The organism is Arthrobacter sp. JUb119 (assembly GCF_024807995.1).
Lineage (GTDB): Bacteria > Actinomycetota > Actinomycetes > Actinomycetales > Micrococcaceae > Glutamicibacter.
On sequence record NZ_JANUFE010000001.1, the window covers coordinates 1,112,152 to 1,136,124 of the forward strand.

Annotated in this window: 16 protein-coding genes and 2 tRNA genes; 2 read left to right on the forward strand and 16 right to left on the reverse strand. The window is 53.2% G+C overall.

Features of this window, described 5'->3' with window-relative positions; genetic code table 11:
• Nucleotides 1–58 precede the first annotated feature (58 nt).
• From M2368_RS05285 to M2368_RS05325, 9 genes are all read right to left on the reverse strand, one after another.
• Entirely contained in the window at nucleotides 59–1,702 is a 1,644-nt protein-coding gene (locus M2368_RS05285) for a GTPase (protein WP_498724112.1), read from the reverse strand.
• Nucleotides 1,702–3,468 carry a dynamin family protein gene (locus tag M2368_RS05290; protein WP_498724113.1) on the reverse strand — a complete coding sequence of 589 codons (1,767 nt, stop codon included), beginning with the start codon at nucleotides 3,466–3,468 and terminating at the stop codon, nucleotides 1,702–1,704. Before M2368_RS05290 ends, M2368_RS05285 begins: the two co-directional genes overlap by 1 nt.
• A 99-nt stretch (nucleotides 3,469–3,567) precedes the next feature.
• A tRNA-Glu gene (locus M2368_RS05295) sits at nucleotides 3,568–3,643 on the reverse strand.
• 48 nt (nucleotides 3,644–3,691) lie between these two features.
• Nucleotides 3,692–3,763: transfer RNA gene (locus M2368_RS05300), tRNA-Gln, on the reverse strand.
• Nucleotides 3,764–4,448: 685 nt separating this feature from the next.
• Nucleotides 4,449–5,954: a glutamate--tRNA ligase gene (gene gltX, locus M2368_RS05305; RefSeq protein ID WP_498724114.1), complete on the reverse strand. Its 1,506-nt coding sequence runs from the start codon at nucleotides 5,952–5,954 to the stop codon at nucleotides 4,449–4,451.
• A gap of 101 nt (nucleotides 5,955–6,055) precedes the next feature.
• Nucleotides 6,056–6,820, reverse strand: a complete 765-nt coding sequence (locus M2368_RS05310; RefSeq protein ID WP_105661153.1) for a fumarylacetoacetate hydrolase family protein — start codon at nucleotides 6,818–6,820, stop codon at nucleotides 6,056–6,058.
• 96 nt (nucleotides 6,821–6,916) lie between these two features.
• The gene (locus M2368_RS05315) at nucleotides 6,917–9,109 is read right to left on the reverse strand and encodes a hypothetical protein (RefSeq protein WP_498724115.1); all 2,193 of its coding nucleotides are present in this window, start codon (nucleotides 9,107–9,109) and stop codon (nucleotides 6,917–6,919) included.
• Nucleotides 9,110–9,257: 148 nt separating this feature from the next.
• Nucleotides 9,258–10,352 (reverse strand): branched-chain amino acid aminotransferase, encoded by a 1,095-nt coding sequence (locus M2368_RS05320; RefSeq protein WP_498724116.1) that lies wholly within the window; start codon nucleotides 10,350–10,352, stop codon nucleotides 9,258–9,260.
• Nucleotides 10,353–10,467: 115 nt separating this feature from the next.
• The gene (locus tag M2368_RS05325; protein ID WP_105659143.1) at nucleotides 10,468–11,526 is read right to left on the reverse strand and encodes a 3-isopropylmalate dehydrogenase; all 1,059 of its coding nucleotides are present in this window, start codon (nucleotides 11,524–11,526) and stop codon (nucleotides 10,468–10,470) included.
• A 183-nt stretch (nucleotides 11,527–11,709) separates the two neighbouring features.
• On the opposite strand from M2368_RS05325, the gene M2368_RS05330 reads away from it, so the two are divergent.
• Nucleotides 11,710–12,942, forward strand: coding sequence for a sensor histidine kinase (locus M2368_RS05330; protein WP_441719697.1), 1,233 nt, complete (start codon nucleotides 11,710–11,712; stop codon nucleotides 12,940–12,942).
• A gap of 7 nt (nucleotides 12,943–12,949) precedes the next feature.
• The gene (locus M2368_RS05335) at nucleotides 12,950–13,642 is read left to right on the forward strand and encodes a response regulator (protein WP_426734661.1); all 693 of its coding nucleotides are present in this window, start codon (nucleotides 12,950–12,952) and stop codon (nucleotides 13,640–13,642) included.
• Between the two features lie 77 nt (nucleotides 13,643–13,719).
• Here M2368_RS05335 and metG read toward each other — a convergent pair whose 3' ends face one another.
• The 7 genes from metG to M2368_RS05370 all read right to left on the reverse strand — a co-directional run bounded on the left by metG (nucleotide 13,720) and on the right by M2368_RS05370 (nucleotide 23,927).
• Nucleotides 13,720–15,270 (reverse strand): methionine--tRNA ligase, encoded by a 1,551-nt coding sequence (gene metG, locus M2368_RS05340; protein ID WP_498724117.1) that lies wholly within the window; start codon nucleotides 15,268–15,270, stop codon nucleotides 13,720–13,722.
• A gap of 57 nt (nucleotides 15,271–15,327) precedes the next feature.
• The gene (locus M2368_RS05345; protein WP_498724118.1) at nucleotides 15,328–16,335 is read right to left on the reverse strand and encodes an NYN domain-containing protein; all 1,008 of its coding nucleotides are present in this window, start codon (nucleotides 16,333–16,335) and stop codon (nucleotides 15,328–15,330) included.
• A gap of 122 nt (nucleotides 16,336–16,457) precedes the next feature.
• A complete protein-coding gene (wecB, locus tag M2368_RS05350; RefSeq protein ID WP_434690125.1) occupies nucleotides 16,458–17,642 on the reverse strand; it encodes a non-hydrolyzing UDP-N-acetylglucosamine 2-epimerase in 1,185 nt (394 codons plus the stop codon).
• A gap of 27 nt (nucleotides 17,643–17,669) precedes the next feature.
• Nucleotides 17,670–18,902 (reverse strand): UDP-N-acetyl-D-mannosamine dehydrogenase, encoded by a 1,233-nt coding sequence (wecC, locus tag M2368_RS05355; RefSeq protein ID WP_434690122.1) that lies wholly within the window; start codon nucleotides 18,900–18,902, stop codon nucleotides 17,670–17,672.
• A gap of 132 nt (nucleotides 18,903–19,034) precedes the next feature.
• On the reverse strand, nucleotides 19,035–20,780 hold the full coding sequence (locus M2368_RS05360) for a glycosyltransferase family 4 protein (protein WP_498724119.1): 1,746 nt from the start codon (nucleotides 20,778–20,780) through the stop codon (nucleotides 19,035–19,037).
• Between the two features lie 13 nt (nucleotides 20,781–20,793).
• Entirely contained in the window at nucleotides 20,794–22,050 is a 1,257-nt protein-coding gene (locus M2368_RS05365; protein WP_498724120.1) for a glycosyltransferase family 4 protein, read from the reverse strand.
• Nucleotides 22,014–23,927, reverse strand: coding sequence for a glycosyltransferase family protein (locus M2368_RS05370; RefSeq protein ID WP_498724121.1), 1,914 nt, complete (start codon nucleotides 23,925–23,927; stop codon nucleotides 22,014–22,016). The genes M2368_RS05365 and M2368_RS05370 overlap by 37 nt, the downstream gene beginning before the upstream one ends.
• Nucleotides 23,928–23,973 lie beyond the last annotated feature (46 nt).

Below are 23,973 nucleotides of genomic sequence, written 5' to 3' on the forward strand. Positions count from 1 at the left end.
GTTCCCCAAGGTCACCTACCGTTGCGTCGACGTTTGGTTGGTTTGTAGTCACAGAGTTCTAATCGGCTTTCTTGGCTGCTGAGGTGATCAATGCTGAATAACTATTGAAGGTGTCCAAATGCTGGTCAACAGGATCAATCACGGCCTGCCTGACCAAGTGGGATACCGAGCGTTCAATGTTCTTCAACGCTTTCCTACGCTTAACTTTAGCGACTATTCGGTTGACAAACGAGCAAGCCAAGCCAAGGACAATACCCAGCAGTATTCCTATGAAAACCAGCAGCGTCGGGACGGCGATTCCTTCGACCCGGGGAGCCTGTGGCAGGTCGAATTGGAAGTATCCAGCCACCGGATACCCCGCGAGCCACAAGGCTCCGCCCAGGGCCGCAACAAGTGCCACCCATTGGATGACTTTGGCTACCGGCCACCACCACGATGGCCGTTCAACACCCAGCGGTGTGCCGGCTATAGCCGCATCGATGCCGTCATCTAGGACCTCCGTATTCGCGTGCACCTTTTCACGCAGTGGTTCTTTCCAGCTTTCCGGAAGATCATTGGATGCCTCGGAAACATACTGGTCGATGCCATGTTCGATAGCCGCAGTCTCCGCTACAGAAAGCTCTGGACGCGAAGTCAAGGATAATTCCGGGTCTTCATGCCGGCGCCCAAGATTCATCCGCTTCAGCGGATCGTTGCGCAGCTTGACCAGCCACGTGGTCAACGGCCACCCTGTTCGCGAAGCACCCCTAAGCAGGTAGGAGGTCTCCACTGCGTCAGCAATGTACTGGGCGCCGTGCGCTTTTGCGATCACACGCTCCAGCTCTGCTTGGTGCAGCTGGCTAGGCAGGCGCACCTTTTCCACCTGGAGTTCCTCACTCAATCGGTGGATGACTTGATCAACATCTGCGCGGAGCCGACGCGTGGAAAGTGCCTTGTTTTTCGCCGCGGCCGCAATCTTGGCATGCACATCTGCGATCCCTTCGCCCGTGGCAGCAGAGGCGCAAACGATGGGAAGGTTCTCCAAGCCGGAGGTTGCCAAGATGCCGCGCAAGGAATCGACGACTTGCTTGCGTTCTTGTTCTGCAATCTTGTCAATCTGGTTCAGGACGATCAGCAGGTTCCCCTGCTGGCTGCGCAGGGAATTGAGATATCCATGGTGGATTGACGCGTCGGCGTATTTCTGCGGATCGAGCACCCATACCAGATAATCCACCTGGCCCACCAAACGAGCAGCAATCTTGTGGTGATCCACTGCCGTGGAATCCATGTCGGGTAGGTCCAACAGCAAGAGACCGGAGTCGAACTTCTTTTTCTTTCCAGGTTGCGCCCGGCTGCCCTGATCGCCCATGACGTGGCGAGTAGTCACTTCCAGCCAGTCCAGTAACTCGCTTGATCCCTCTGGCTCCCAGATTGCAGCGACAGTATCAGTAGTAGTCGGGCGAATGACACCCGTGGCGGCCAGTTGCTCTCCTACCAAAGCGTTGAACATCGTTGATTTTCCGCTGCCCGTGGCACCGAAAAGTCCTACAACCACATGTTCGGATGAAAGCTGGCGCCGGGATTCAGCACGCGTGATAACGTCCGCGGCTAGATCGATGGTTTCTGGTTCCAGATATGGTTCTGCAAGCTGCATCGCTTCCACGATGCTGTTGATTTGCGAGTTGAGACCGCTGACTGCTCTGAGAATCTTGCGCTCGGACATTAGTGAGCCCCTTTGCTGCTCAAGGCTGAGGTAATCTTGCCCAATCGATCGGCAAGCTCCGGCTGCGATTTTGCAGCTAGCTCGTCCAGGTAGATCGACGAGGTCCTATCCAGTAGATCCCGTGCCCGGGCGTCAAGCATCTTGCGGGCTTTGGTGGCCATGCGACGTACCGCATCCTCGCCAAAAATTGCTTCCAGCAGCTTCTGCCCTACCAATGCGGAGCCGCCGGCAATACCGATTTCCAGACCGGTGAGGCCCGCTGTTGACGCAAAGACCACGACCATCAGGATGACTGCCACCCCGTTGACTCCAAATGCCGCCATGCGGGCCGTCTTGCGCTTCCCGGCGCCCTCCTGGCGAATCATGTCCAAGACATCTTTTTGCCAGAGCCGGATGCTTTCCGAAGCTTGCTCATTGAGATCCTGTGGCGGGCGCGGCGATTGCAGATTAGAGCGTAGCGCTTGGCCAAATGGCGTGTTCTTCCACGATCTGTCAACGTCATGGCAGGCCTTGGTTGCCTCGGCAATGAAGACCATGTGCAGGCCTGATTCGATGGCTTGTTCAACACGATGGGTCGCTGGCGGTTTACCAGTCAGAAATGCGCCAACTCGATCCCTCATCCGTCCAATGGCGCCTTCGATTCCGCGCAGCAGCTCGCCCGCTCCTACGAAGTCCTGCCACCGGGCCAGGATTTCGCCACGCAGCAATGAGCCGTCATTGAGCGAATCGTTAATTCTGGCCAGCGATTGCTCAAAGCGCTCATTGGTAAGGGCTCGCAATTCACCGAGCTGTTTTTCCTGCTCTCGCAGTTCAGCGATTAACTCACTGACATCTGCGGTGGTGCGCCGCAACGCGCCATCAAGTGTTTGGGCCGCAATCTGCTGCCGTTTAGCGGAATCTGCTGCCAGTGAGTTCAGCCACGCGAGCAAGGGTTCCACGTGCTCACTTGGAATCAATTTCTGGTCATCCAGGTGCGTCTCGTTCAGGACATGCAGCAACGACGGATCCAGGTCCTTCTCGCTTAACAGGCGTTTCAAATCCGGAACAATATCGTCTTCGGCTCCAGGTGGCACCCTGTTCAAGACGACGCAGACAGTAATTTTCCGTGCGCCAGCTTCTGTGAGCATATCCCAGGGAAGAGCGTCAGCGTATCTATTGGCTGTGGTGACAAAAATCCACAGATCTGCTGCGTTCAGAAGCTGGCCCGCCAATTCCCTGTTCTCGTCGGAAACCGAGTCGATATCCGGGGCATCGAGGATGGCCAAACCTCGTGGTACCTGCTCACGAGGCGTCATCAACAGCGCGTGGTTACTGGCTGCTCCGGCATCGGCATTGAAGCCACGGCCGGCTACGCGTTTAAGTTCGGGAAGAATCCGTTCAGATTCAAAGAAGGATTGGTCAACAGGGTTGAAAGCCAAGACCGGAGTTCGCGTGGTCGGACGCACAGCGCCGGAAAGACTGACCGGTTCCCCCAGAAGGGAATTGACAAGAGTCGATTTGCCCGAGCCCGTGGAGCCACCGACGACCACCAGTAGCGGTGCGCCGAGATTCGAAACTCGTGGAATCAGGTAGTCCGAGATTTGATGCAATGCCTTGTTGCGCAGTTCTTCGAACGCAGAGGCTTCTCGTGGCTGGCCATTTACAAAGGAAAGCTCTTCGAGCAGCTTCTGGAGCTCGCTCAAACGCGCCGCGGAATCACTGCCAATTTCGGTTTGCGAGGCAGTTTCCTGCCCTGAGCTCTTAGCCAGATCTGAATTCGACTCCATGAGAACTATCTTGCCTCATGCCAACAGGGAAACCCGCAAGCCTGATACAGATTTTGTCCGGGAAACGCAAAAACCGCGGAATTCTCCGCGGTTTTACTGTGGTGACCCCAACGGGATTCGAACCCGTGTTGCCGCCGTGAGAGGGCGGAGTACTAGGCCGCTATACGATGGGGCCGTATGCTGAAGATTAATCTTCAGCTCACCAAATCTCTTTGGTGAAGCGCTGGGATACCAGGACTCGAACCTAGAATGACGGAACCAGAAACCGTTGTGTTGCCAATTACACCATATCCCACTGTGACTTGGCCTTTCCGGATTTCAGCTGAGCATCATTCCGGCCACTGCCGTAGCACGAGATAAAACTATACCGGCCTAATGTTCAGTACACAAATCGAGCCTCGCTGCCGGTACCCCACGCAGAATCCGCGGAAAATCAGCAAAGAACAGCTGTCAGAGATCCAAAAGCCTCCACTAGCCAACCAGAGAAATTCTTGTGAAGTGAGGCACTGTCCGCGAGAAAATACTGGAGTCCCGCGTCAACGGCACATTGATAGCCGCCAACAGGGTCATCCCCTATTCAAAGCGCCTGCGCCGGCAGACGCTCCAGTTCAGCGTACCGGCCAAGGAACGGGGCAAAAATGGGGTTTAGGCTTAGCCGCTGGACGTGGTTAATCCTGCCGAACTGTACGCACGCGGCATCCGCACTGCTCGCTGTTCCATCAACGCGAGCCCGCCTGCCATGTACCTCTCCCGAGCTTAATCACCATCATCCGCAAAAGCTGCCTCAATCCCGGCCAGTCGCTCAGGATACAGATGCGCCAGCTCCGGCTCGGACATGGACGATAAACGCGGATTGCGGACGTTTGCAAATCTACGAGAGCGTCATCAAAATCAAAGCGAACGCCTCGGACAGGACCAGTCACAGGACTGGAACCATCCGAGGCGCTCAAAGTGCTTTTCAGCGGGCTTTCGGCGAATAGCTAGCGGGACTCACCAAATGCGCGCAAACGCTTGAGGCTCGACTCGCGTCCAAGAATTTCCATGGACTCGAAGAGCGGTGGAGATACGCGCTTTCCGGAGATAGCAACGCGGGCTGGTCCGAATGCCTGACGAGGCTTCAGTTCCAGTTCGTCCACTAGCTTCGTGCGCAGTGCTGCCTGAATGGTTTCGGCATTCCATTCGGTAAGGGTTTCGAGGCCCTGGACAGTAGCATCGACAACCTCAACCAGGTTTGCTGGCATTCCCTTGAGCGCTTTCTCATCAATGACAATTTCGTCATCAGACTTGAAGAGGAATTCAAGCATGTCGGTCGCTTCACCCAACAGGGCAATACGTTCCTGCACCAGCGGCGCAGCCTGGTCTAGGATGTCGTTTTCACGTTCAGTCAACTCTTCGCCCACCAGGCCAGCGGCCTTCAGGTAAGGAACCAAACGATCACGGAAATCCTGTGCTTCGAGCATGCGCACGTGGGTTCCGTTGATTGCTTCTGCCTTCTTCACATCGAAGCGGGCAGGATTGGACAGCACATCTGCTACATCAAAAGCTTCTACCAGCTGTTCACGCGAGAAGATATCTTCATCAGCACTTAGCGACCAGCCAAGCAGCGCGAGGTAGTTCAGCAGGCCTTCCGGGATGAAACCATTGTCGCGGTGCAGGAATACGCTGGATTCTGGATCACGCTTGGAGAGCTTCTTGTTGCCCTGTCCCATAACGTATGGCAGGTGGCCAAAGCGCGGCATGTACTGGGCAACGCCGATATCGTGCAGCAACGCATACAAGACGACCTGGCGTGGAGTCGAGGACAACAGATCTTCACCACGAAGTACGTGGGTAATGCCCATCAGCGCATCATCGATTGGGTTGACCAAGGTGTATAGCGGCTTGCCGTTGGCGCGCACCACCACATAGTCGGGAACGGATCCAGCCTTGAAGGTGATCTCGCCACGTACCAGGTCATTGAAGGTAATGTCGTGATCCGGCATGCGAACACGCAATACCGGTTCACGACCCTCGGCCTTGAACGCGGATTTCTGCTCATCGGTCAGTTCGCGGTCGAAGTTGTCGTAGCCCAGCTTCGGGTCACGACCGGCTGCCTTGTGGCGTGCTTCAACTTCTTCTGGTGTCGAGTAGGACTCGTACAGATGGCCTGCAGTACGAAGCTTGGCAATGACGTCCTCGTAGATGTCACCACGCTGCGACTGGCGGTATGGCTCATGCGGACCGCCCGCGTTGACGCCCTCGTCCCAATCGATACCCAACCAAGCCAGAGCATCCAAAAGCTGGTTGTAGCTTTCCTCGGAGTCACGCTTGGCATCGGTGTCTTCGATGCGGAAGACCATTTTGCCGCCGGTGTGACGCGCGTAGGCCCAGTTGAACAGGGCAGTACGGATCAAACCTACGTGAGGGGTACCAGTTGGGGATGGGCAAAAACGAACGCGTACCGGGGTATCTTCGGTAACAACGGGAATCAACGAAAGATCAGTCATGATGTTTTCATTCTATGCCTTCTGCAAAGAAACTTGCAGTTAAAGCGCGAGGCTCCCGATCACATTAGCGATCGAAAGCCTCACAACATCAGTGATGGTTCCTAGCGACGGAAGACGGTTCGCAATGAACCGATACCTTCGACTTCCACTTCTACAACGTCGCCTGCATTTACTAGGCCGACGCCTGCCGGGGTGCCGGTCATGATGACATCGCCTGGCAGCAAGGTGAAAGCTTCGGAAGCACGAGCAACCAATTCGTTGACTGGCCAGATCATGTCGTTGGTAGTTCCATCTTGGCGAACCTCGCCATTGACGCGACTGATAATTCCCAGATCATCCGGGTCGGCAATTTCGGTCTCAATCCACGGGCCCAGCGGGCAGGAACCGTCAAAGCCCTTGGCACGAGCCCACTGCGGATCGGTGCGCTGAGCATCGCGGGCGGTCAGGTCATTTGCTACGGTGTAGCCGAAGATCACGTCCTGCGCCTTGTCGGCTGGAACGTCCTTGCAAATACGGCCGATCACCACGGCAAGTTCACCTTCGAAGGAAACTTCGTTTGAAAACGCCGGCAGGGTGACGGGGTCTCCATGGCCGACTACGGAAGTATTCGGCTTCAAGAACATCAGTGGCTCAGCAGGAACTTCATTTCCAAGTTCCTTGGCGTGCTCGCGGTACGTGCGGCCAAAGCCCACGACCTTTGAGCGAGGGATGATCGGGGCTACCAACCGAACATCATCCAAGGAGTGCGTAGCACCAGTGGTCTTAATCCCCTGGAAAAATGGATCTCCAGCCAAAACATGAATATCGTTACCGTCGACGACGCCGTACAGCGGGTCGCTATCTACTACAAATCGTGCAATGCGCATGAATACAAGCCTAAACTATGCCTTTGCGGACTGTGATATATCAACCATTCGACTTTAGCCTGAGTTGACAATCCGATTAGTCATTAGATTGGGAACTTAGTCGAGGACGCCGTCTGGCGAAATCGATAGCTCAACTAAATCAGTGTCATTAAAAGTGCCATATATATTCCCATTTGCCGCGCGAGTTAGGCGCGGCCCGTACTTGGCACCGGGAATTTGACTGACGACCCGATGCGTCTTCCCCTCGCTGAAATCCAAAATAGAAATATAGCCAGCAGCCGTATGTATCATTTTACTGCCATCGAGAGTCGCTATTAAATCTGCACTACGCCATCCTGCTTTGAAGGATGCATTCCTGACGTCATTCACGACGTGGCGCTTCCTTACCGATCCATTTGTGGCGTCTAGGAACACTATTCCTTGAAGGTCCGCTACTGCAACCATTCCGTTCACAAGAGCTGGGGCGTATAACGCACCCGCTGAAACGATCGGAGATACCTCCCATAGTACTTTCTTCGTGGCGATATGCATCTTGAAGACTTTGCCGGCACCAGCACCTTCAGTCGCACCAAGACCGTTGCTAATAGAAGTAGTGCCGTACAAATAATCACTGTCAGCAATTAGGCCGATTATCGAATGATGGCGAATGAAGCCGTCACCGTTGCCATGCATGACCCACTCGAGTTCATCGGCTTGAGGATCGATCATTCCCAGCACGCCACCCGCGACTCCATACTCCGGAACGGTGCCAAAGAACACGTTTTCATCGTTGGCAGCCCATCCAAAGGGGCGAGACTGAGAATACTTTTGGCTGAGTCGAGCAATTCTGGAAAAGTTATGGTCTTGCGAACTACTCGAAGATTTGACACTAATAATATCTGCGTATCCATATGAACCGATATAACTAGTTTCCGCGTCAAATTCGATCATGCCTTCAATTTGATTGATCGATGACTCGTCTTGGCGAGAATTCCAAGTTTCCCCACCTTCCGGGTTCACAGAGATCAGTCCGGCACCCATGAAACCACCTAAGTATACTTTTCCGTCGCTATGTCCCATCAACGAATGGATACCTAATGCACTCTTGGAGAGCGCCACACTGAAACTGTGGGAATCTTTATTGGTTGAAAGTTCAATTGACTCAATCAGAAGACCATAAAGTGTTCCACTTACGACAAGTACTCGCCCCACCGTAGAAATGATTTGCAGGATTTCTTTGCCATAGACCCTGCCCAGGATCTTGTCTCTGTGACTTTTTATTGAAGTGGCGTAAACATATCCATCAGAAACTGAATAGTAATAACCCTTTACGGACGGAGTCGCAATTCGGCCACTCCAGATCCGTTGAACAGGGGAACTCCACTGGTTCGAGACGGTGTCTAAAAATAATGGCGACTCGATATAGCTGACACTAGCCGCAATTTGCTGGTCAACGATGTCCAGACGACCCACGAATCCGTGTTCTATCTGCTTCGGAAGCGGGATTTCCCTAACCTGAGCAGGAGCGGAAGGTTCAAAAGTAAAGACCCGCGGATTTTGGGATCCCGTTCCGGCCCAGACACGACCAGTTTTATCGATCGCCAAGCTTCTAACGTAGTCAGAATCATCCGCCAGCCTAGGGAATATTTTGGTTTCCAGCGTATCGGGATCAATACGAAAAACACTTCCGAGCGGATAGCAACCACCCCAGATCTGACCAATTTCGTCTACCGTGAGCGAGTAAAGGGCTGCACCGCCCGCCACCTTTGCCATTGGTGAGATGGTGTGCGGACTTTTCGGATCCCACACAAGCACACCCGAATCTACGCTTAAGTACAGACGTTGTTTTCGTTCGTTCCAGACCATGGAATCAATACCGTTGCCAGCTCCCTCAGGCAAATTGAGAACATAGACCGTTTCTCGAGCAATCATATCGACTATTTGTAGTTCATTATTCTTACCAACAATTGATGCTGCGATCCAAGGTATCGCTGATCCCCGGAAGTTCCTTAACTCAATAACATCATTCACATTAAGAATCGAGTACGCGCGCTTGAATGTTTTCCCATGCCCTTTGATTGATGCTCCAGCCGAAAGCGCAGTCAGATAGTTCGGGTCAGCTAAAAAATTCTCATCTGGATAGGGCGGATGTGAAGGAGATCCATGTAGATCAGCTTGGTGGCGATCAGCAAGATCGGTGGGCTTCGGACTTAAAATCGATAGCCCGACTGCCCCAACTCCTGCTAACGACAATCCTAGTATTGATCGTCGAGACAGCTTTTTAGAAGATTTTCTGTTTTCAGCTGACAATCATTCTCCATCTCACTGTATATGGTGATTACATTCAACAATCCGGTATCTAATTAAATCCCTACAGATAATTAAATTTGATTGCTAAAGACAGCAAGGCATCCCCGAAACACCACGTCACGAGGATGCCTCAGCGCAGAAAGACTTCTTACGCCAGACGCTCCAGCCAACCATGACGGTCTTCCACGGTGCCCCGCTGGATTCCCAGCAGTTCTTCGCGAATGGACATGGTCACTTCGCCGGCTGCAGCGTTCTCATCGCCGATGAGCTCTTCGCCGTTCTTCAGCAGGCCGATAGGGGTGATCACCGCTGCTGTACCGCAAGCAAAGACCTCGGCAATATCGCCTGAGGCGATGCCTTCACGCCACTCATCCAGGGTGATCTTGCGTTCTTCGACCTCCATGCCGCGATCCTTCGCGAGCTGGATGACCGACGAACGGGTCACGCCTTCAAGGATGGTTCCGGTCAACGCTGGGGTCACCAGCTTGTTGTCCTTCGTCACGAAGAAGACATTCATGCCCCCGAGCTCTTCAACGGCATTGTCATTGAAGGAGTCAAGGAACAGAACCTGCTTGCAGCCGTTTTCTTCAGCTTCCAGCTGGGCTACGAGCGAGGCCGCGTAGTTGCCACCGCACTTAGCCGAACCTGTACCGCCTCGGCCTGCTCGTGCGTAGTTCTTTGATACCCAAATAGCCACTGGCTTGAGTTCGCCGCCGAAGTAATTGCCTGCTGGAGATGCGATGACGCGGTAGGAAACCTCACGCGCTGCACGCACACCAAGGAATGCTTCGGTAGCAATCATGAATGGACGCAGGTACAGGGCTTCGCCGTCACCGGTAGGAACCCAATCGATATCCGTTGCTACCAGCTTGCGCAGCGAGTCGACGAAAACGTCCTCATCCAGCTGCGGGAGTGCTAGGCGCTGAGCGGACTTGTTCATGCGGGCAGCGTTGGCCTGCGGGCGGAAAGTCCATACCGAACCATCGGCATGGCGGTAGGCCTTGAGGCCTTCGAAGATTTCCTGGCCATAATGCAGGACCGAGGCGGCCGGGTCCATGGCGATAGGGCCGTATGGCTCAATTCGGGCATCATGCCATTCACCGTTACGGCCGCTATCGTCTGCTGACCAGTCGATGACTGCGGTGTGGTCAGTGAAGAAGTCTCCGAACCCAGGATTAGCCAAGACACCGGCTCGGTCCTGTTCGCTCTTGCGATTCGTTGAGAGATTTTCGGTGAATTCCATCTACCCTGGACTTCCTAGTTCAATAAACAAAGAACGGATGCTCCACGCCTCAGCGGAACATCAGTTCGTGGAATTTGCTACTGGCTATCAGCTAACCAGAAACGTCACTTTCAGCTTATGCCAGTAACGCCACAATTGCATCGCCAATTTCACTTGTGGTGCGATTATCGGTCAATTCTTGACGTGAAGTGATCTCTTTTTCAACAGCTTGCTCAACTGTGCGAGCTTCTTCAGCCAACCCGAGGTGATCAAGCATCAGTGCCACGGACAGAATCGCCGCGGTTGGGTCTGCCTTCTGCTGGCCGGCAATATCCGGAGCGGAACCATGAACCGGCTCGAACATCGATGGGTAGGTACGGTCCATATTGATGTTGCCACTGGCGGCCAAGCCAATACCACCGGTAATGGCGCCGGCCTGGTCGGTGAGGATGTCGCCAAAGAGGTTGTCAGTGACAATCACATCGAAACGCGATGGATCCGTGGTCAGGAAGATGGTAGCCGCATCCACGTGCAGGTAATCGTGGGTAACCTCTGGGAATTCCTGCGCCACCATTTCGACAGTGCGCTTCCACAAATGCCCCGCGTGCACCAGCACGTTGTGCTTGTGCACCAGCGTGACACGCTTGCGTTCACGTTCTGATGCACGGCGGAAGGCGTCGCGGACAACACGTTCCACACCGTAGGCGGTATTCACCGATACTTCGGTAGCGATTTCATGCGCGGTGCCCGTGCGCACAGAACCGCCGTTGCCTACATAAGGGCCTTCGGTGCCTTCGCGAACCACCACGAAGTCAATTTCACCGGGGTTAGCCAGGGGGCTCTCAATTCCAGGATAGAGCTTAGCCGGACGCAGATTCACGAAATGATCCAGCGAGAAGCGGAGCTTCAGAAGCATTTCGCGCTCGATAATTCCTGACGGAATGCGCGTATCTCCAGGGGCAGCGCCAACCGCGCCGAAGAGAATGGCATCGTGCTTCTTAAGAGCTTCCAGCGTCGCATCTGGAAGTGTTTCGCCAGTCGCCAGCCAATGCTCTGCACCAAGCTTGTAGTCGGTCAGCTTGATCTCGTTCTTGCCACCATTAGTGACGAACTTCAGAACCTTAACCGCTTCGGCAACAACTTCTGGGCCAATACCGTCACCCGGAATGACCGCAATATCAATTACATTTCCCATGGCACAGATTCTATCGACTAGCGTCCGCCATTTGAGAGTTCATCTCAAATAATGAGATCTGATGAGTTTCCGCGAACATATTTCCTCCCTGGGCATGAGGCATCGCCGTCTTCATTGCCGATAACCTTGGATAAACAGGTCCTTTGCTTCGCTATACGGATCAACAGCTACTAAAACGTTGAATTGCAGGAACTCTTGATCTTTGCCAATCCCCACCGTCGAATTGACGGTTGGATCCGCGAGAATCCCGGACGGGTAGATTTCATCACCGGCCTGCTGTACACGCTGTTCTGCATACCGGCCGCTCTCAGCCTCGCTTCTTCGATGTCAGTTGCCGCCGTTCTCGCCGTGCTGAGTCTCTCTCTTCTCCAGTCAGCTCCGCTGATGGTGCGGCGTCGCTGCCCATGGGCAGCGACCCTCGTTGTCGCCACCGGGCATGTATTGCAACTGGGCTTTGACGGGCTAATGATGTTCTCGCAAGTATCCGTTCCAATCATGGTTTACACCATGGCTGTCTACGGGAAACGCTGGCAGTCATTCAGCACGCTGGGGCTGGGTCTGATTGGCGCGTTGTTGGCGACGTTCAGCATGTTCGGCGCCTCAAGGTACTCGCCTGATCCATCCCCCGTCTTCACCTTCGACATGATGATTTCTTTCGTGGGTCTTGCATTGGTTGTCACCCTTTCCTGGACCTTCGGTGACTTAGCGCGAACGAGGCGTCTGGCCATGAAGTCCCTGAGGGATCATGCCGAACGCCTCGAGAAAGAACGCCTCACCGAGCGCGCCCTGGCAGCTTCCGACGAGAGAAACCACATCGCTCGCGAGATGCATGACATCGTGGCCCATTCGCTCTCTGTCATCATCACCCAGGCTAACGGGGCACGATACGCGGCGGCGAAAGACCCGGAGATTGCCATCGAGACCCTGAAAACAGTTTCAGATACGGGCCGCGCATCGCTGAAAGAAATGCGCAGGCTCCTGGGAGTTCTACGCAAAGACGAGGAATTGGAGAATCGCCCTCTTCCGTCATTGGCAAACGTACCTGAACTCGTAGAAAGCGTTGCCGTGTCCGGACTGAATGTCCATCTCGAAACTTCTGGTACCCCGCGGAAAGAACTACCGGCAGGCGCGGAGCTCACAATCTATCGATGCGTTCAAGAATCGCTCACGAATGTCATTAAGCACGCTGGTCCTGACACGCAGACCCAAGTCCATATTGAGTGGACTTCCCGAGGCTTGAATTTGAGCGTCAGCGACGATGGGCGAGGCGCCGGTTCCATCGTCTTGGAAGGCGTAGGACAAGGTCTGCAGGGAATGAAAGAACGCGTAGCCTTATATGAAGGTACCTGCACTGCACTCCCCCGGACCGGGGGCGGTTTCGTCGTTAATGTTTCCATCCCTTACACCGAGGACTAATATTCAAATGCCTAAAACAGATGCCATCAAGGTCGGCCTGGTCGATGATCAGCTCTTGGTTCGCAGTGGCTTCAGAATGCTCATTAATTCCCAAGAGGATATGGAAGTCATTGTTGAAGCTGGCAATGGCCGTGAAGCACTAGCTGCACCACTGATGGCTCAGGCGGATGTCATCTTGATGGACGTGCGAATGCCGGAAATGGACGGCATCGAAGCTACTGAACGCCTACTGGATCCAGATAAGAAAGCAGCAGATGGTCCCAAGATTATCGTGCTGACGACTTTCGACATGGATGAATATGCGCTAAGCGCCATTCAAGCCGGCGCCAGCGGCTTTCTTTTGAAAGATGCACCCCCAGAAGAACTCTTGGAGTCAGTACGCACCGTCAATCGCGGTGATGCCGTCATAGCACCATCGACCACTCGACGGTTGCTGGACCACATGGCGCCAATGCTCAAGAAGAGCTCGTCACAGCACAAAGACCACCTAATTGCCGCTGTTGAATCGCTGACACCTCGCGAGCGGGAAGTGTTTGGCTTGATTGCAGAAGGCTTTTCCAACCCGGAAATCGCAGAAAAACTATTCCTGTCAGAAGCCACAGTCAAAACCCATGTGGGCCATATTCTGGCCAAACTGGAAGCTCGTGACCGGGTCCAGGCTGTAGTCATCGCCTACCAGACCGGAGTCGTCACACCCTGACTGAATGAAAAAAATTGAGGTGTTCTGCTCTGATTCCGAATCAAGCAGAACACCTCAACTTCCTCTCAGGAAAATTTTTACTTCTCTTCCTCGTAGCGTGGGAACACAGGAGAAGGAGCTGGGAGCTCAGTGCCTGGGACCAAAGCGCTATCAAAGGACTCGAAAGTTCGCGCCGAACCTTCGCCAACTGCCAACGCATTGAGCATAGAAGTCATGGCCTGCGGCAATACTGGCTGAAGCAGCAACGCAACCTTGCGGACAATCTCAATGGTCACGTACAAGACTGTAGCCATACGCTCGGGATCGGACTTCTTCAGCTTCCATGGCTCCTGCTCAGCGAAGTAGGCGTTGGTGTCGCCCAGAACGTGCCAAACGGCTTCAAGTGCCTTGCTGAATTCCTGACGCGAGAAAGCATCGCGGTTGATTTCCAGCAGCTTGCCGGCTGCTTCCAGAATCTGCTGATCAGCTTCCAGCAATTCGCCCGGGGTCGGGACTACTCCCCCACAGTTCTTTGCGACCATCGAAAGTGAACGCTGTGCAAGGTTGCCGAAGTTATTGGCCAGGTCACCGTTAATACGGGCAACGATGGTCTCGTGGTTGTAGCTGCCGTCGGCACCGAACGGAACTTCACGCAAGAAGAAGTAGCGTACCTGGTCCAAGCCATAACGGTTCACAAAATCATCTGGGGAAACAGTGTTGCCCAGGGATTTGGACATCTTCACGCCATTATTATGCAGGAATCCATGGATCATGACTCGCTTAGGTAATGGCAGTTTTGCAGACATCAGGAATGCTGGCCAGTAGATCGCGTGGAATCGAGAGATGTCTTTGCCGATCACGTGGACATCTGCCGGCCAGTATTTCTGGAAAGAAGCAGACTCAACGTCCGGGAATCCAACGCCCGTCAGGTAATTGGTCAGGGCATCTACCCACACGTACATGACATGCTTCTCGTTGCCCGGTACCGGGATGCCCCAATCAAAGGTTGTTCGAGAGATCGAAAGGTCCATCAGACCGCCCTCGACAAACCGTACTACTTCATTGAAGCGGGAACGTGGCGCGCCGAATTCAGGGTTGTTCTGGTAGTACTCCAGCAACTTGTCCTGGTACTTGGACAAGCGGAAGAAGTAGGATTCTTCTTCAGTCCAAGTAACTTCGGTGTCGGTTTCAACGGCATAGCGAATGCCGTCCTCGCGCACTTCCGTCTGGTCTTCTGTGTAGAAGGCCTCATCGCGTACTGAGTACCATCCTGCGTACTTATCCAAGTAAATGTCATCATTGGCTTCCATGCGGCGCCAGAGTTCCTGCGCAGCCGCATGATGGTCTGCATCAGTGGTACGGATGAAGCGGTCGTAGCTAGTGCCCAGCTCATCATTCATGGCCTGGAATGCATCCGAGTTACGCTGGGCCAGCTGAGCCGGCGTGACCCCAAGATTCTCTGCGGTCTGCATCATCTTCTGGCCATGCTCATCGGTGCCGGTCAGGAAGAAGACGTCAAAACCATCTAGGCGCTTGAATCGAGCCATAACGTCGGTAGCCACTACCTCGTAGGCATGCCCAATGTGCGGGGTACCGTTCGGGTAAGAAATAGCCGTGGTGATGTAAAAAGGTTTCTGCTGAGAAGTCACGATATAAATTTACCTTAGCTAGCGTCAGAAAGCGGATTTCCAGATTGTACTGACTCGTCACATGATCTTGCCCAAATACTCCCAGAAGGCGCCACGAAGTGTGCGGCGGATGATCTGCTGATCAGTTTTCCATTCCCCAAGCACTTGAGCGCAATCCTTGAGCAAAGTCCTGTCAATTTCGGGTGGCAGCTGCGGCTTGTCAGCAATTAGTTCTACTACGTCAGACTGTGTCGTGAAGGCAAGCCAGGATTCAGCAACCTTTGCGCCGATCTCTTCTGCAACCTTCAACTCTTGTTGCTCATAAGCCGCGGAACCCTGATAGCCAGAAGCTTCACCACCACTGGAGTAGATCACCACAGGTTCAGCTTCCGGTTCAACGGCTGGCCTGATAACTGGCTTCTGAGCCATGACGGCAGGAGTAGGAACCGATGGCTTCGCTGCTGGCTTTGCTTCTGCCTCCAAAGACGCACTAGCAATTAGAGACGTCTTTTCAGAATGATTCTTGTCCCATTCAAGAACCTTGGTGAATGCGCTATCCAGTAGTTGATTCGGAACGATTTCAATGTAGTCAGCGGTCAAAGCCAGGTGTTCAGCCACCGAGGCTACTCCAAGACGGCTATCGGATTTCGCTACGCCTAGTAACACTACTTTCATGCCCAAGTCTTGCGCTTCTTCGACGGCCTCGGCGAGGTCGTCATCGCCGGAGACCAAGTAAGCAATTGATGCCGAGCCATTACGGGCAACCCCTACAAGGTCCAGCGCCAGTCTCAGGTCCACACCTTTTTGCTCGCCGTTATAGGAGATACGACCTAGGCGCACTTTAACGCCGGGTATCAAGCCAATCCGCTTATGCTGCTCAGTAAATAGCCCGTCTTTCGAGGCGTCATACCAATAAACGCGGAGGTTATTAAGACCCGTGTTCTTCTTTACGGTTTGCACGATCCCGCGTACCAGCGCCTCGTAATGTGTTGTGAAGGCTGATCTTAAGGTTGTTCCGGCGGCACGATGACCGCCTAGTGAGAGCAGAAATCCGGCATCAATAAATATTGCAGTTTGATTCATCATGATTCGATCGTACTGATAAAACTAGGCAAACCATATTGAGAGGGCCTGCATCGCATGACTCTTTCCGGTGTAAACCAGAAAAGACCAGTTCAACTGGTGTTGAACTGGTCTTTTGAACGGAACTAGATGCTGGTTGCCCGCATCATGTCTTCTGGATCTGACAGACTGGAATCGAATTCCTCGATACGCGAACCTACGCCAAGCAATTCTGCAATTGCAGCGACGGTACGTACGGAAGCCCTGCCATCACCGTAAGGGTTTACAGCGTTAGCCATCTCGTTGTAAGCCGCTTCATCATGCAACAGCTCAGTGACCGATTCGAAGATGCGCTTCTCATCGGTGCCGATCAGGCGTACGGTACCCGCGGTAACGGCTTCAGGACGCTCGGTGTTCAGGCGCATGACCAGAACAGGCTTGCCGAGGCTTGGAGCCTCTTCCTGGACGCCACCGGAATCAGTCAAGACGACGGTCGAAGCATCAATGATGCGAGTGAATTCGCCGTAAGCCAGCGGCTCGGTCAAAGTCACGTTAGGCAGTCCATCGATTTCCGGAAGCAACGCTTCGCGAACCGCAGGGTTGCGGTGCAACGGCAAGATGAATTCAACATCTGGTTCCGCCTTGGAGAGCTTTGCCAATGCACGGCCGATGCCGCGCATTGGTTCGCCTTGGTTCTCACGACGGTGCGTCGTCACCAGAACGATGCGCTTGTCAGAAGAAACCAGTTCTTCCAATTTGGGATCCGAGAAAGGAACCTTCTTTTCGACAACAGTCAGCAGTGCGTCAATGACAGAGTTACCGGTGATAACGATGTCACTTCCCTTGAACGTTTCACGCTCAAGGTTACGCTTGCTCAACGACGTTGGAGCCAAATGCAGGCTGGCGATCTGGCTGGTCAGCTTGCGGTTGGCTTCCTCCGGGAATGGAGAGAAGATGTCATAGCTCCGAAGTCCAGCCTCAGCGTGAACCACTGGGATACCACGGTAGAAAGCCGCGATTGCGCCAGCCGTCGAAGTGGTGGTGTCGCCCTGGACCACTACAGCGTCAGGCTTTTCCTTTTCGAAAATCTCGTCAAGGCCAGCAATGGTCTTAGTAAGCAGACCATTCAGGGTCTGGCGCGGCTGAATGACATCCAGGTCGTAGTCCGGCGTGATGCCAAAGAGCTCGTTAACCTGATCCAGCATTTCTCGGTGCTGTCCTGTTACGACAACAACGCATTCGAACTCGTCAGCTTCTTTCAAAGCCTTGACGATCGGCGCAACCTTGATGGCCTCAGGACGAGTGCCATAGATCGGCATGATCTTCTTCATAGATATATACCTTGTCAGCTTGGAGAACTAGCGCCAGAGACCGCGAGTGTCGATAACTTCCTTGCCGGCCAGCGCGGTTGCTGGTACGGACTTGAACTGGTCGTGGTCGACCAGCAAAGTAATTACACTTGCCGATTCTAGGGCTTCATCGGTTGCAACCAGCTTCAGGTTGGCGATGCCCGCAAGATTCTTAGGCAATTCTTCTACGTGCGGCTCCACTGCAAGGAACTCGACGGTTGGGTTGGCTTCAGCCAACTTGCGAGCGATCGCAATCGATGGCGATTCACGCATGTCGTCAATGTTCGCCTTGAAAGCCAAACCCATGACCGCTACCTTGCCGTTGAAGGATGGGAGTTTGGTAGCTTCTACAACCTTGTCGATAACCCAGTTCGGCTTCGCATCGTTGGTGTTACGAGCCATCCGGATCAGCTTTGACTCTTCAGGAGCAGCCGAGACAATGAACCATGGATCAACTGCGATGCAGTGACCGCCAACGCCTGGACCGGGCTGAAGAATATTTACGCGTGGGTGGCGGTTGGCCAGGGAAATCAGTTCCCAAACGTCGATGCCCAGCTTGTCGGAGATGACCGACAGTTCGTTAGCGAAGGCGATGTTCACGTCGCGGTACGAGTTCTCGACCAGCTTTGCCATTTCAGCAGTCTTAGCATCGGTGGTGAGAATAGCTGCCTGGCAGAAAGTCTCGTAAAGTGCCTTGGCCTTCTCTGCAGCTTCTGGGGTGATACCGCCGACGATACGGTCATTGGTGACCAATTCTTCCATGACGTAGCCAGGAAGTACGCGCTCTGGGCAGTGTGCTACAAGCAGGCTGTCCTTGTTCAGGTCGGGACGCTTCTTCAGCAGGTAGTCGAAGAGGTGCTGGGTTGCACCTGGAGGCGAGGTCGACTCGAGGATGACCAGTTCGCCGCCCTTGAGCTTTGGAGCGATGCCCTCTGCTGCAGCTTCAATGTATGACAGGTCAGCGGTGTAGTCATCGTTGAACGGCGTTGGCACAGCAACAATGTACGCTTCAGCTTCTGGAGTATCGAAGCTTGCAGACAAGGTACCTGCAGCCACCGCGGCGGAAACGAATTCGCCCAACGCCGGCTCTACGAACGGCACCTCGCCCTTGTTGACTGCCTCTACAGTTCGAGGAGTTACATCGACGCCTTTTACGGTGATGCCCTTCGAGGCAAGAATTGCGGCAGTTGGCAATCCGATGTAACCCAAACCGATTACGGCGACTTCTTTAATGTTGTTCACTAAAGTGACTTTCCTTCTGGTACGAGCGATGTTCCCTACGAAAGGGCCTGCAGGCTGATCCACTAGCACACTAAGTGCAAGATAAGCCTCGTAAAGCATATCGCATGCCTGAGAACGACAACAGCTTCATAATCACGAAGCTTTACTTATTACTTGCTCGTAAACTTCCACAATCTTTTGGGCGTTCTGCTGCCAGGTGCGATTCTCTAGAACAAATTCCCGCCCTGACTTGCCCAAGTGGCTACACAACTCCGGCTGTTCGATTAGATTACGAATAGCCGAGACCCAGCTTCCAACATTCCCTGGTTCGACTAGGTGACCGTTCTCACCATCAACAATTAGCTCCCGAAGCGCCGGAAGGTCGGACGCAAGTACAGGGACTCCAGAAGCCATAGCTTCTACGGGCTTGAGTGGGGTGACGGAACGAGTGACCGCGGAATCAATACGGGGGACGACAAATACATTTAATGCAGCGTGATACAGATGCGCGCGGCCTCTCGGTACCCGACCCGGGAACTCGCAGCGATCTGCGATTCCCAGCTTTTCAGCGAGTCTTAGAAGATTTTCGCGATCAGTACCGTCGCCGACGACGAGCAAACGCAAATTGGGGAATTCACGAGACAGTGCAGCGACAGCTTCAACTATCACAGACAGACCTTCGTACGGAACAAGACTACTAACCGTTCCCACATAAAAAGCATCGGGGTTGAGCCCCAATTCCAACCGGGAGTGACGACGGCCGGCCGGAGCCTCAAGGAACGTTTCTCCCACTGCGTTTGGGACGATCGAAATCTTACTGGCGTCAACGCCAGCATCCACAAGATTATCTTTCATAGCTTGTCCAAGGGTAAATACATGATTCGCCGCCCGAGCTGCGGAAGCTTCGCGCTCCATGAATAGCCGATATCTCTCTGAAGTTGAAGCAGACGCTGGTCTCGTCGACAGCCACGTGTCGGCTAACTGTCCGCGAACCTCGTAAATCCAAGGAATTCCAGTTGCGTCAGAAACAGCTTTAACCGCTAATGCGTTGGAAAAGTCTGTTGTTGTATGAAGCACTGAGGGCCGTTCCCGGAGTACCTTTTTGAGCAGTTCCTCTGACTGTTGCTGAATCCGGCCAGCCAAATCATGCTTTGCAGGACTTGGAATAAGCCGTTCATATTCGACGGAACCAACTGTGTCAGACATACTGGCATTAATTTGCCCAATGTTCAGTGGATAGTTCACTCTCGTCGCAGCCTTGGCAACCCAGCCCTGATCCCCCAGAGCGGACAAAACAGATTGGGTTCGTTGAGCATAACCACTGCCCGTATGTGGAAGAGAATTAGTTGCCAGAAAAACGACCTTTTGGGTTAAATTCTCCAGGAACCCAGGAATGTTCAACGGTGCGAGCTTTGGTTCCTGTCCCCTGAAGACCAATGCTTCGGACGCATAGTGCTTGGCCTGTCGACCTGGACTTGTTTCACTGAGAATCCGTATCGCGTCTCGCATATTCCCGAGGGCCCAAGCCAACCGAGCTCGCGCGCGCACACTGGCAGCAGATGGTGTTGCCCTTTTGAGAAGCTCCTCCGCCATTGCCCAGTCACCCGAGGCAGTACACAAGTTAGCCAAGAACACGGCCCCGCGTCCATTATCAGAATCTGAAAGCCACCTCTGACAACTCATATGCAGATCTGCTTTATCGTCACGAAGCATCGCGGAAAACGAACGAGCAACAAGTGGAGCGGTTCTCTGGCCTAATATCCTATCAATACTCTTCACTACCACGTTGTTCCTGAACTTCCTCGCGGACTGAAGTGCAAAGTAGCTCGGGTCATCACTTACATTCGACACAATGAGCCGAGCGGTGCTGACCAGATTACGTGCTAACTGGGTATTCAAGATTCAATTCCTACTATTTGCGTCGAGTGTTGACAATATTCGTAAGCAAAGATGCATAGACCTTGCCAGAATCTCGAAGAGACGCGTTCTTGCGGACCCACTGTGAACCTTTGGTTCCAGTTCGTAGCTTTTCCGGATGATCCAACAGTTCGACCAGATGAGCAACCAAGGCGTTTACGGATTGCACGACAACTTCTCCTGATTGCGAGGCAATGAGAATATCTGCCGCTTCCCCCCTGACCATACCTGTGACGTGACGGTCTAGATAGAGCAACTCATAGAGCTTGGAGGGCACAGTGTGATCAAAACTTGGCCAATCTGGACGCAAGGAAACTACACAGGTATCAGCCCAAGCATAGCTTTCTAAAACTTTTTGGCCGTATACGGAGTCTCGAAAATCAACTCGGACTCCAAGCTGATCTGCAAGTTCCATCAGGTTACTTTTTTCAGTGCCGTGTCCGACGATACGTAGTTCAACTTGGCTTTCCACAGTCTGCATGGTTCTAATCAGGGTGTCCAGCCCCTGGCTCCGGCCTAAGTTACCTAGATATAGAACTCGCAATTTGTCCCCACGGGACACCACAGGAAGGGTCATTTCAGGTCGGTCAAGTTCTACACCATTCGAGACAGTGGCGACGTTTCTTGCACCGTTAAGGCGCATCCTAGTTGCTAGGCCTTTCGTGACTGTAACTAGAAGATCACTACGGTTGACGAGCACTGCAAGCATTCTTGAAACTACAGGTTCGACCCAGGCCCAACGGAGAACCTTGGATTCTCTTAGAAGATCAGGCCAGGCATCTCGGAGGTCCACAACAAACGGGCTACGGCGCACACGGCTTACAAGATAACCAATAACCAGAGTTGGCAATGCTGGAACGGTAGCGATAACTACGTCAGGTCTGGGACCCGAAAGCGCCGACGGAAAACTAACGAGTGCGTCAATCCCATGTTTCGCTATCTTCCCGGCCATAGTTCGTGGTCGTCGAAGTGAGGGGTATCGACGGATCGTTATTCCAGCATTAAATTTTGGATCGGGGGCTTGACCAACTGATCTTCCATGCGGCTTTGGAGTAACAACTGTTACTTCGTGTCCTAAATTTGCGAGCTCGTCAGCAATGATGGACCAACGACGCTGGGGCGGGGAGATCTCGGGTGAAAATGAGTGTGTTAGCAGCATGATTTTCATCGTCACTGCCTTCCTGGTTTCATTCTGATTTCTCGCACTCATTACTCCTAAAAGAAGATGTGCTTTTCGTTGCGTCCAAACCATTGAATACTACCAGTAGCGGTTAACTCCGCATCACTCACATCCCAAGTATGCGCTTCCCCGTCAGCGCCACGCATCTGCATGAAATTGTAGCGGTCACTGGAGTAAATGGTTCCGCCACCTTTAATGACATCGCGGAGGAATTGAGTGTCTTCGCCCCTACTACGTGACTGGAATGGCGTGGACTTGAACAATTCGGCATGTCCCAACATCGTTGGACCCATGACCATGTTCGTGAATCGGTGCTCACGTTCAGCGAAGCGGAGTAATGTCGCATCAGAGTCAGCCAGATACATGAAGTGTGCCTGCTTACCAACCAAGGAAGCCCCACTGTAGCGGAGGGCTGATACCTGATCAAAGAGATAGTATTCCCCATACAAATCATCATCATCCATCTTCGTGATGAAGTCGCCGGCAGCCTCAACGACAGCCCCGTTGAGGCAATCGCCTAGAGTCAATTCACGACTCAACTCGAGAATCTTGAAACTAGTAATCCCTACATCAGCGGCAAGGATTTCAAATTCTTTACGGTCTATATTGAATCCGTGAGCCACTAGGATGAGTTCAACATCGACGTCTTTTTGTGCACCTAGAGTTCTAAGAATATGACCTAACTGATGTGGCCTTATGGTTGAGACTACAGCGCTAACTTTTGGACGAGTCGCCATAGACTCAACGGCAGGTTTCCCGTGTGGCAGCCCGACGAATGCTTCAACTTGTCGAGCACGATGCGCGTAGGTATGTTCAGTCCAGATACGTCGCTGTCCCATGTGCACCATCCGATCACGCAATTCGGGGCTCTGGACGATACTGCGAATTGCGTTGGAGGCTTCTTCACGAGTCGAGACCTCCAAGACCTCGGAGGAGTCGAAGAAGTTACTTATGGCGGCGCTAGGAGCGGAAACAATGGCGCTACCGGAAGCAGTAATTTCAAAAATCCGACGCGCACACATGCTCGGCGAATCGACTACTGAATTTACGTTAAGGAAAACGTTGTAGTACTTATATGCCGACAACATTCGGTCGTAGTCCAACGAGCCAACCACATGACGGTCATATGGAACAGGGAACTGATACTTCTCGTCTCCCCCATGTTGACGTGAAAAGATGTCCACTCCGTGAGGAAGTTTGTGGGATACGTCTATGGCCCCGCCGAGCACAATGTCCATTTGTTCACGACGTTCCGGGAACTTATGGGCAAAATACATCCCAGCAAAGGCTACGTCGCGCCGTTCCTGAACTAAAGGGCGAACAGGGTTATGAAAAGCTGGCTGTGCACCGAAGCTCAAGGATGCCACGCGATCGTGTCCAAGCTCTCGCCGGTAATCCTCAATCTTTCGTACATCCGAGGTAAACACGAAATCAAAGAGTCTCGCACAATCCAAGAAGTCCTCGAAGTGTGGTGGATCTTCTTTATTCCAGAAAACCGCAGGAATGGATTTTTCCTTGAATTCATTGACCATGTCAACAAAAGCTGGCCTAGGAGCGCTCGTACCAGTGAGATGATACTGCCAGGCTTTACCATTACCTGCCCATGCGGACTCGACGAAGAGCAAATCAAAATCTACGGAGTCAAGGCTCTCCCGCCACGTGGACGGAGTGATGAACGTGCAATCCCATTCTGGACCCCAGGCTCGCGCGCTAAAGTCGTCCAATATAACTGCAACTTTTAATGTTGCTCCGGATGGCTTCGTGGGTTCGTATGTGACTACCGGAAGGTGAAGCCCTAGCTTCTTTTCAATATCACTCTTGTTGCCGTTGCTATGTCCCCCTGTCCTCGACTCATAAGCTTGACGGCGATACCATTCCAGCATCTGCGAGATACCGCCAGTCTTAAAATGCCAAACTGCACGACGGAAATCATTCGAATTAAATTTCATAGCCTAGTACAAAGTCTTTCAATATCGAGTCGAATGCAAGCATTCG

Coding starts and splice junctions, on each gene's coding strand:
- M2368_RS05345 (WP_498724118.1), bottom strand. CDS start 16,335: ATGATGAATCAAACTGCAATATTTATTGATGCCGGATTTCTGCTCTCA.
- gltX (WP_498724114.1), bottom strand. CDS start 5,954: ATGACTGATCTTTCGTTGATTCCCGTTGTTACCGAAGATACCCCGGTA.
- M2368_RS05290 (WP_498724113.1), bottom strand. CDS start 3,468: ATGGAGTCGAATTCAGATCTGGCTAAGAGCTCAGGGCAGGAAACTGCC.
- M2368_RS05370 (WP_498724121.1), bottom strand. CDS start 23,927: ATGAAATTTAATTCGAATGATTTCCGTCGTGCAGTTTGGCATTTTAAG.
- M2368_RS05320 (WP_498724116.1), bottom strand. CDS start 10,352: ATGGAATTCACCGAAAATCTCTCAACGAATCGCAAGAGCGAACAGGAC.
- M2368_RS05310 (WP_105661153.1), bottom strand. CDS start 6,820: ATGCGCATTGCACGATTTGTAGTAGATAGCGACCCGCTGTACGGCGTC.
- M2368_RS05285 (WP_498724112.1), bottom strand. CDS start 1,702: ATGTCCGAGCGCAAGATTCTCAGAGCAGTCAGCGGTCTCAACTCGCAA.
- M2368_RS05335 (WP_426734661.1), top strand. CDS start 12,950: ATGCCTAAAACAGATGCCATCAAGGTCGGCCTGGTCGATGATCAGCTC.
- M2368_RS05365 (WP_498724120.1), bottom strand. CDS start 22,050: ATGGTTTGGACGCAACGAAAAGCACATCTTCTTTTAGGAGTAATGAGT.
- M2368_RS05325 (WP_105659143.1), bottom strand. CDS start 11,526: ATGGGAAATGTAATTGATATTGCGGTCATTCCGGGTGACGGTATTGGC.
- wecB (WP_434690125.1), bottom strand. CDS start 17,642: ATGAAGAAGATCATGCCGATCTATGGCACTCGTCCTGAGGCCATCAAG.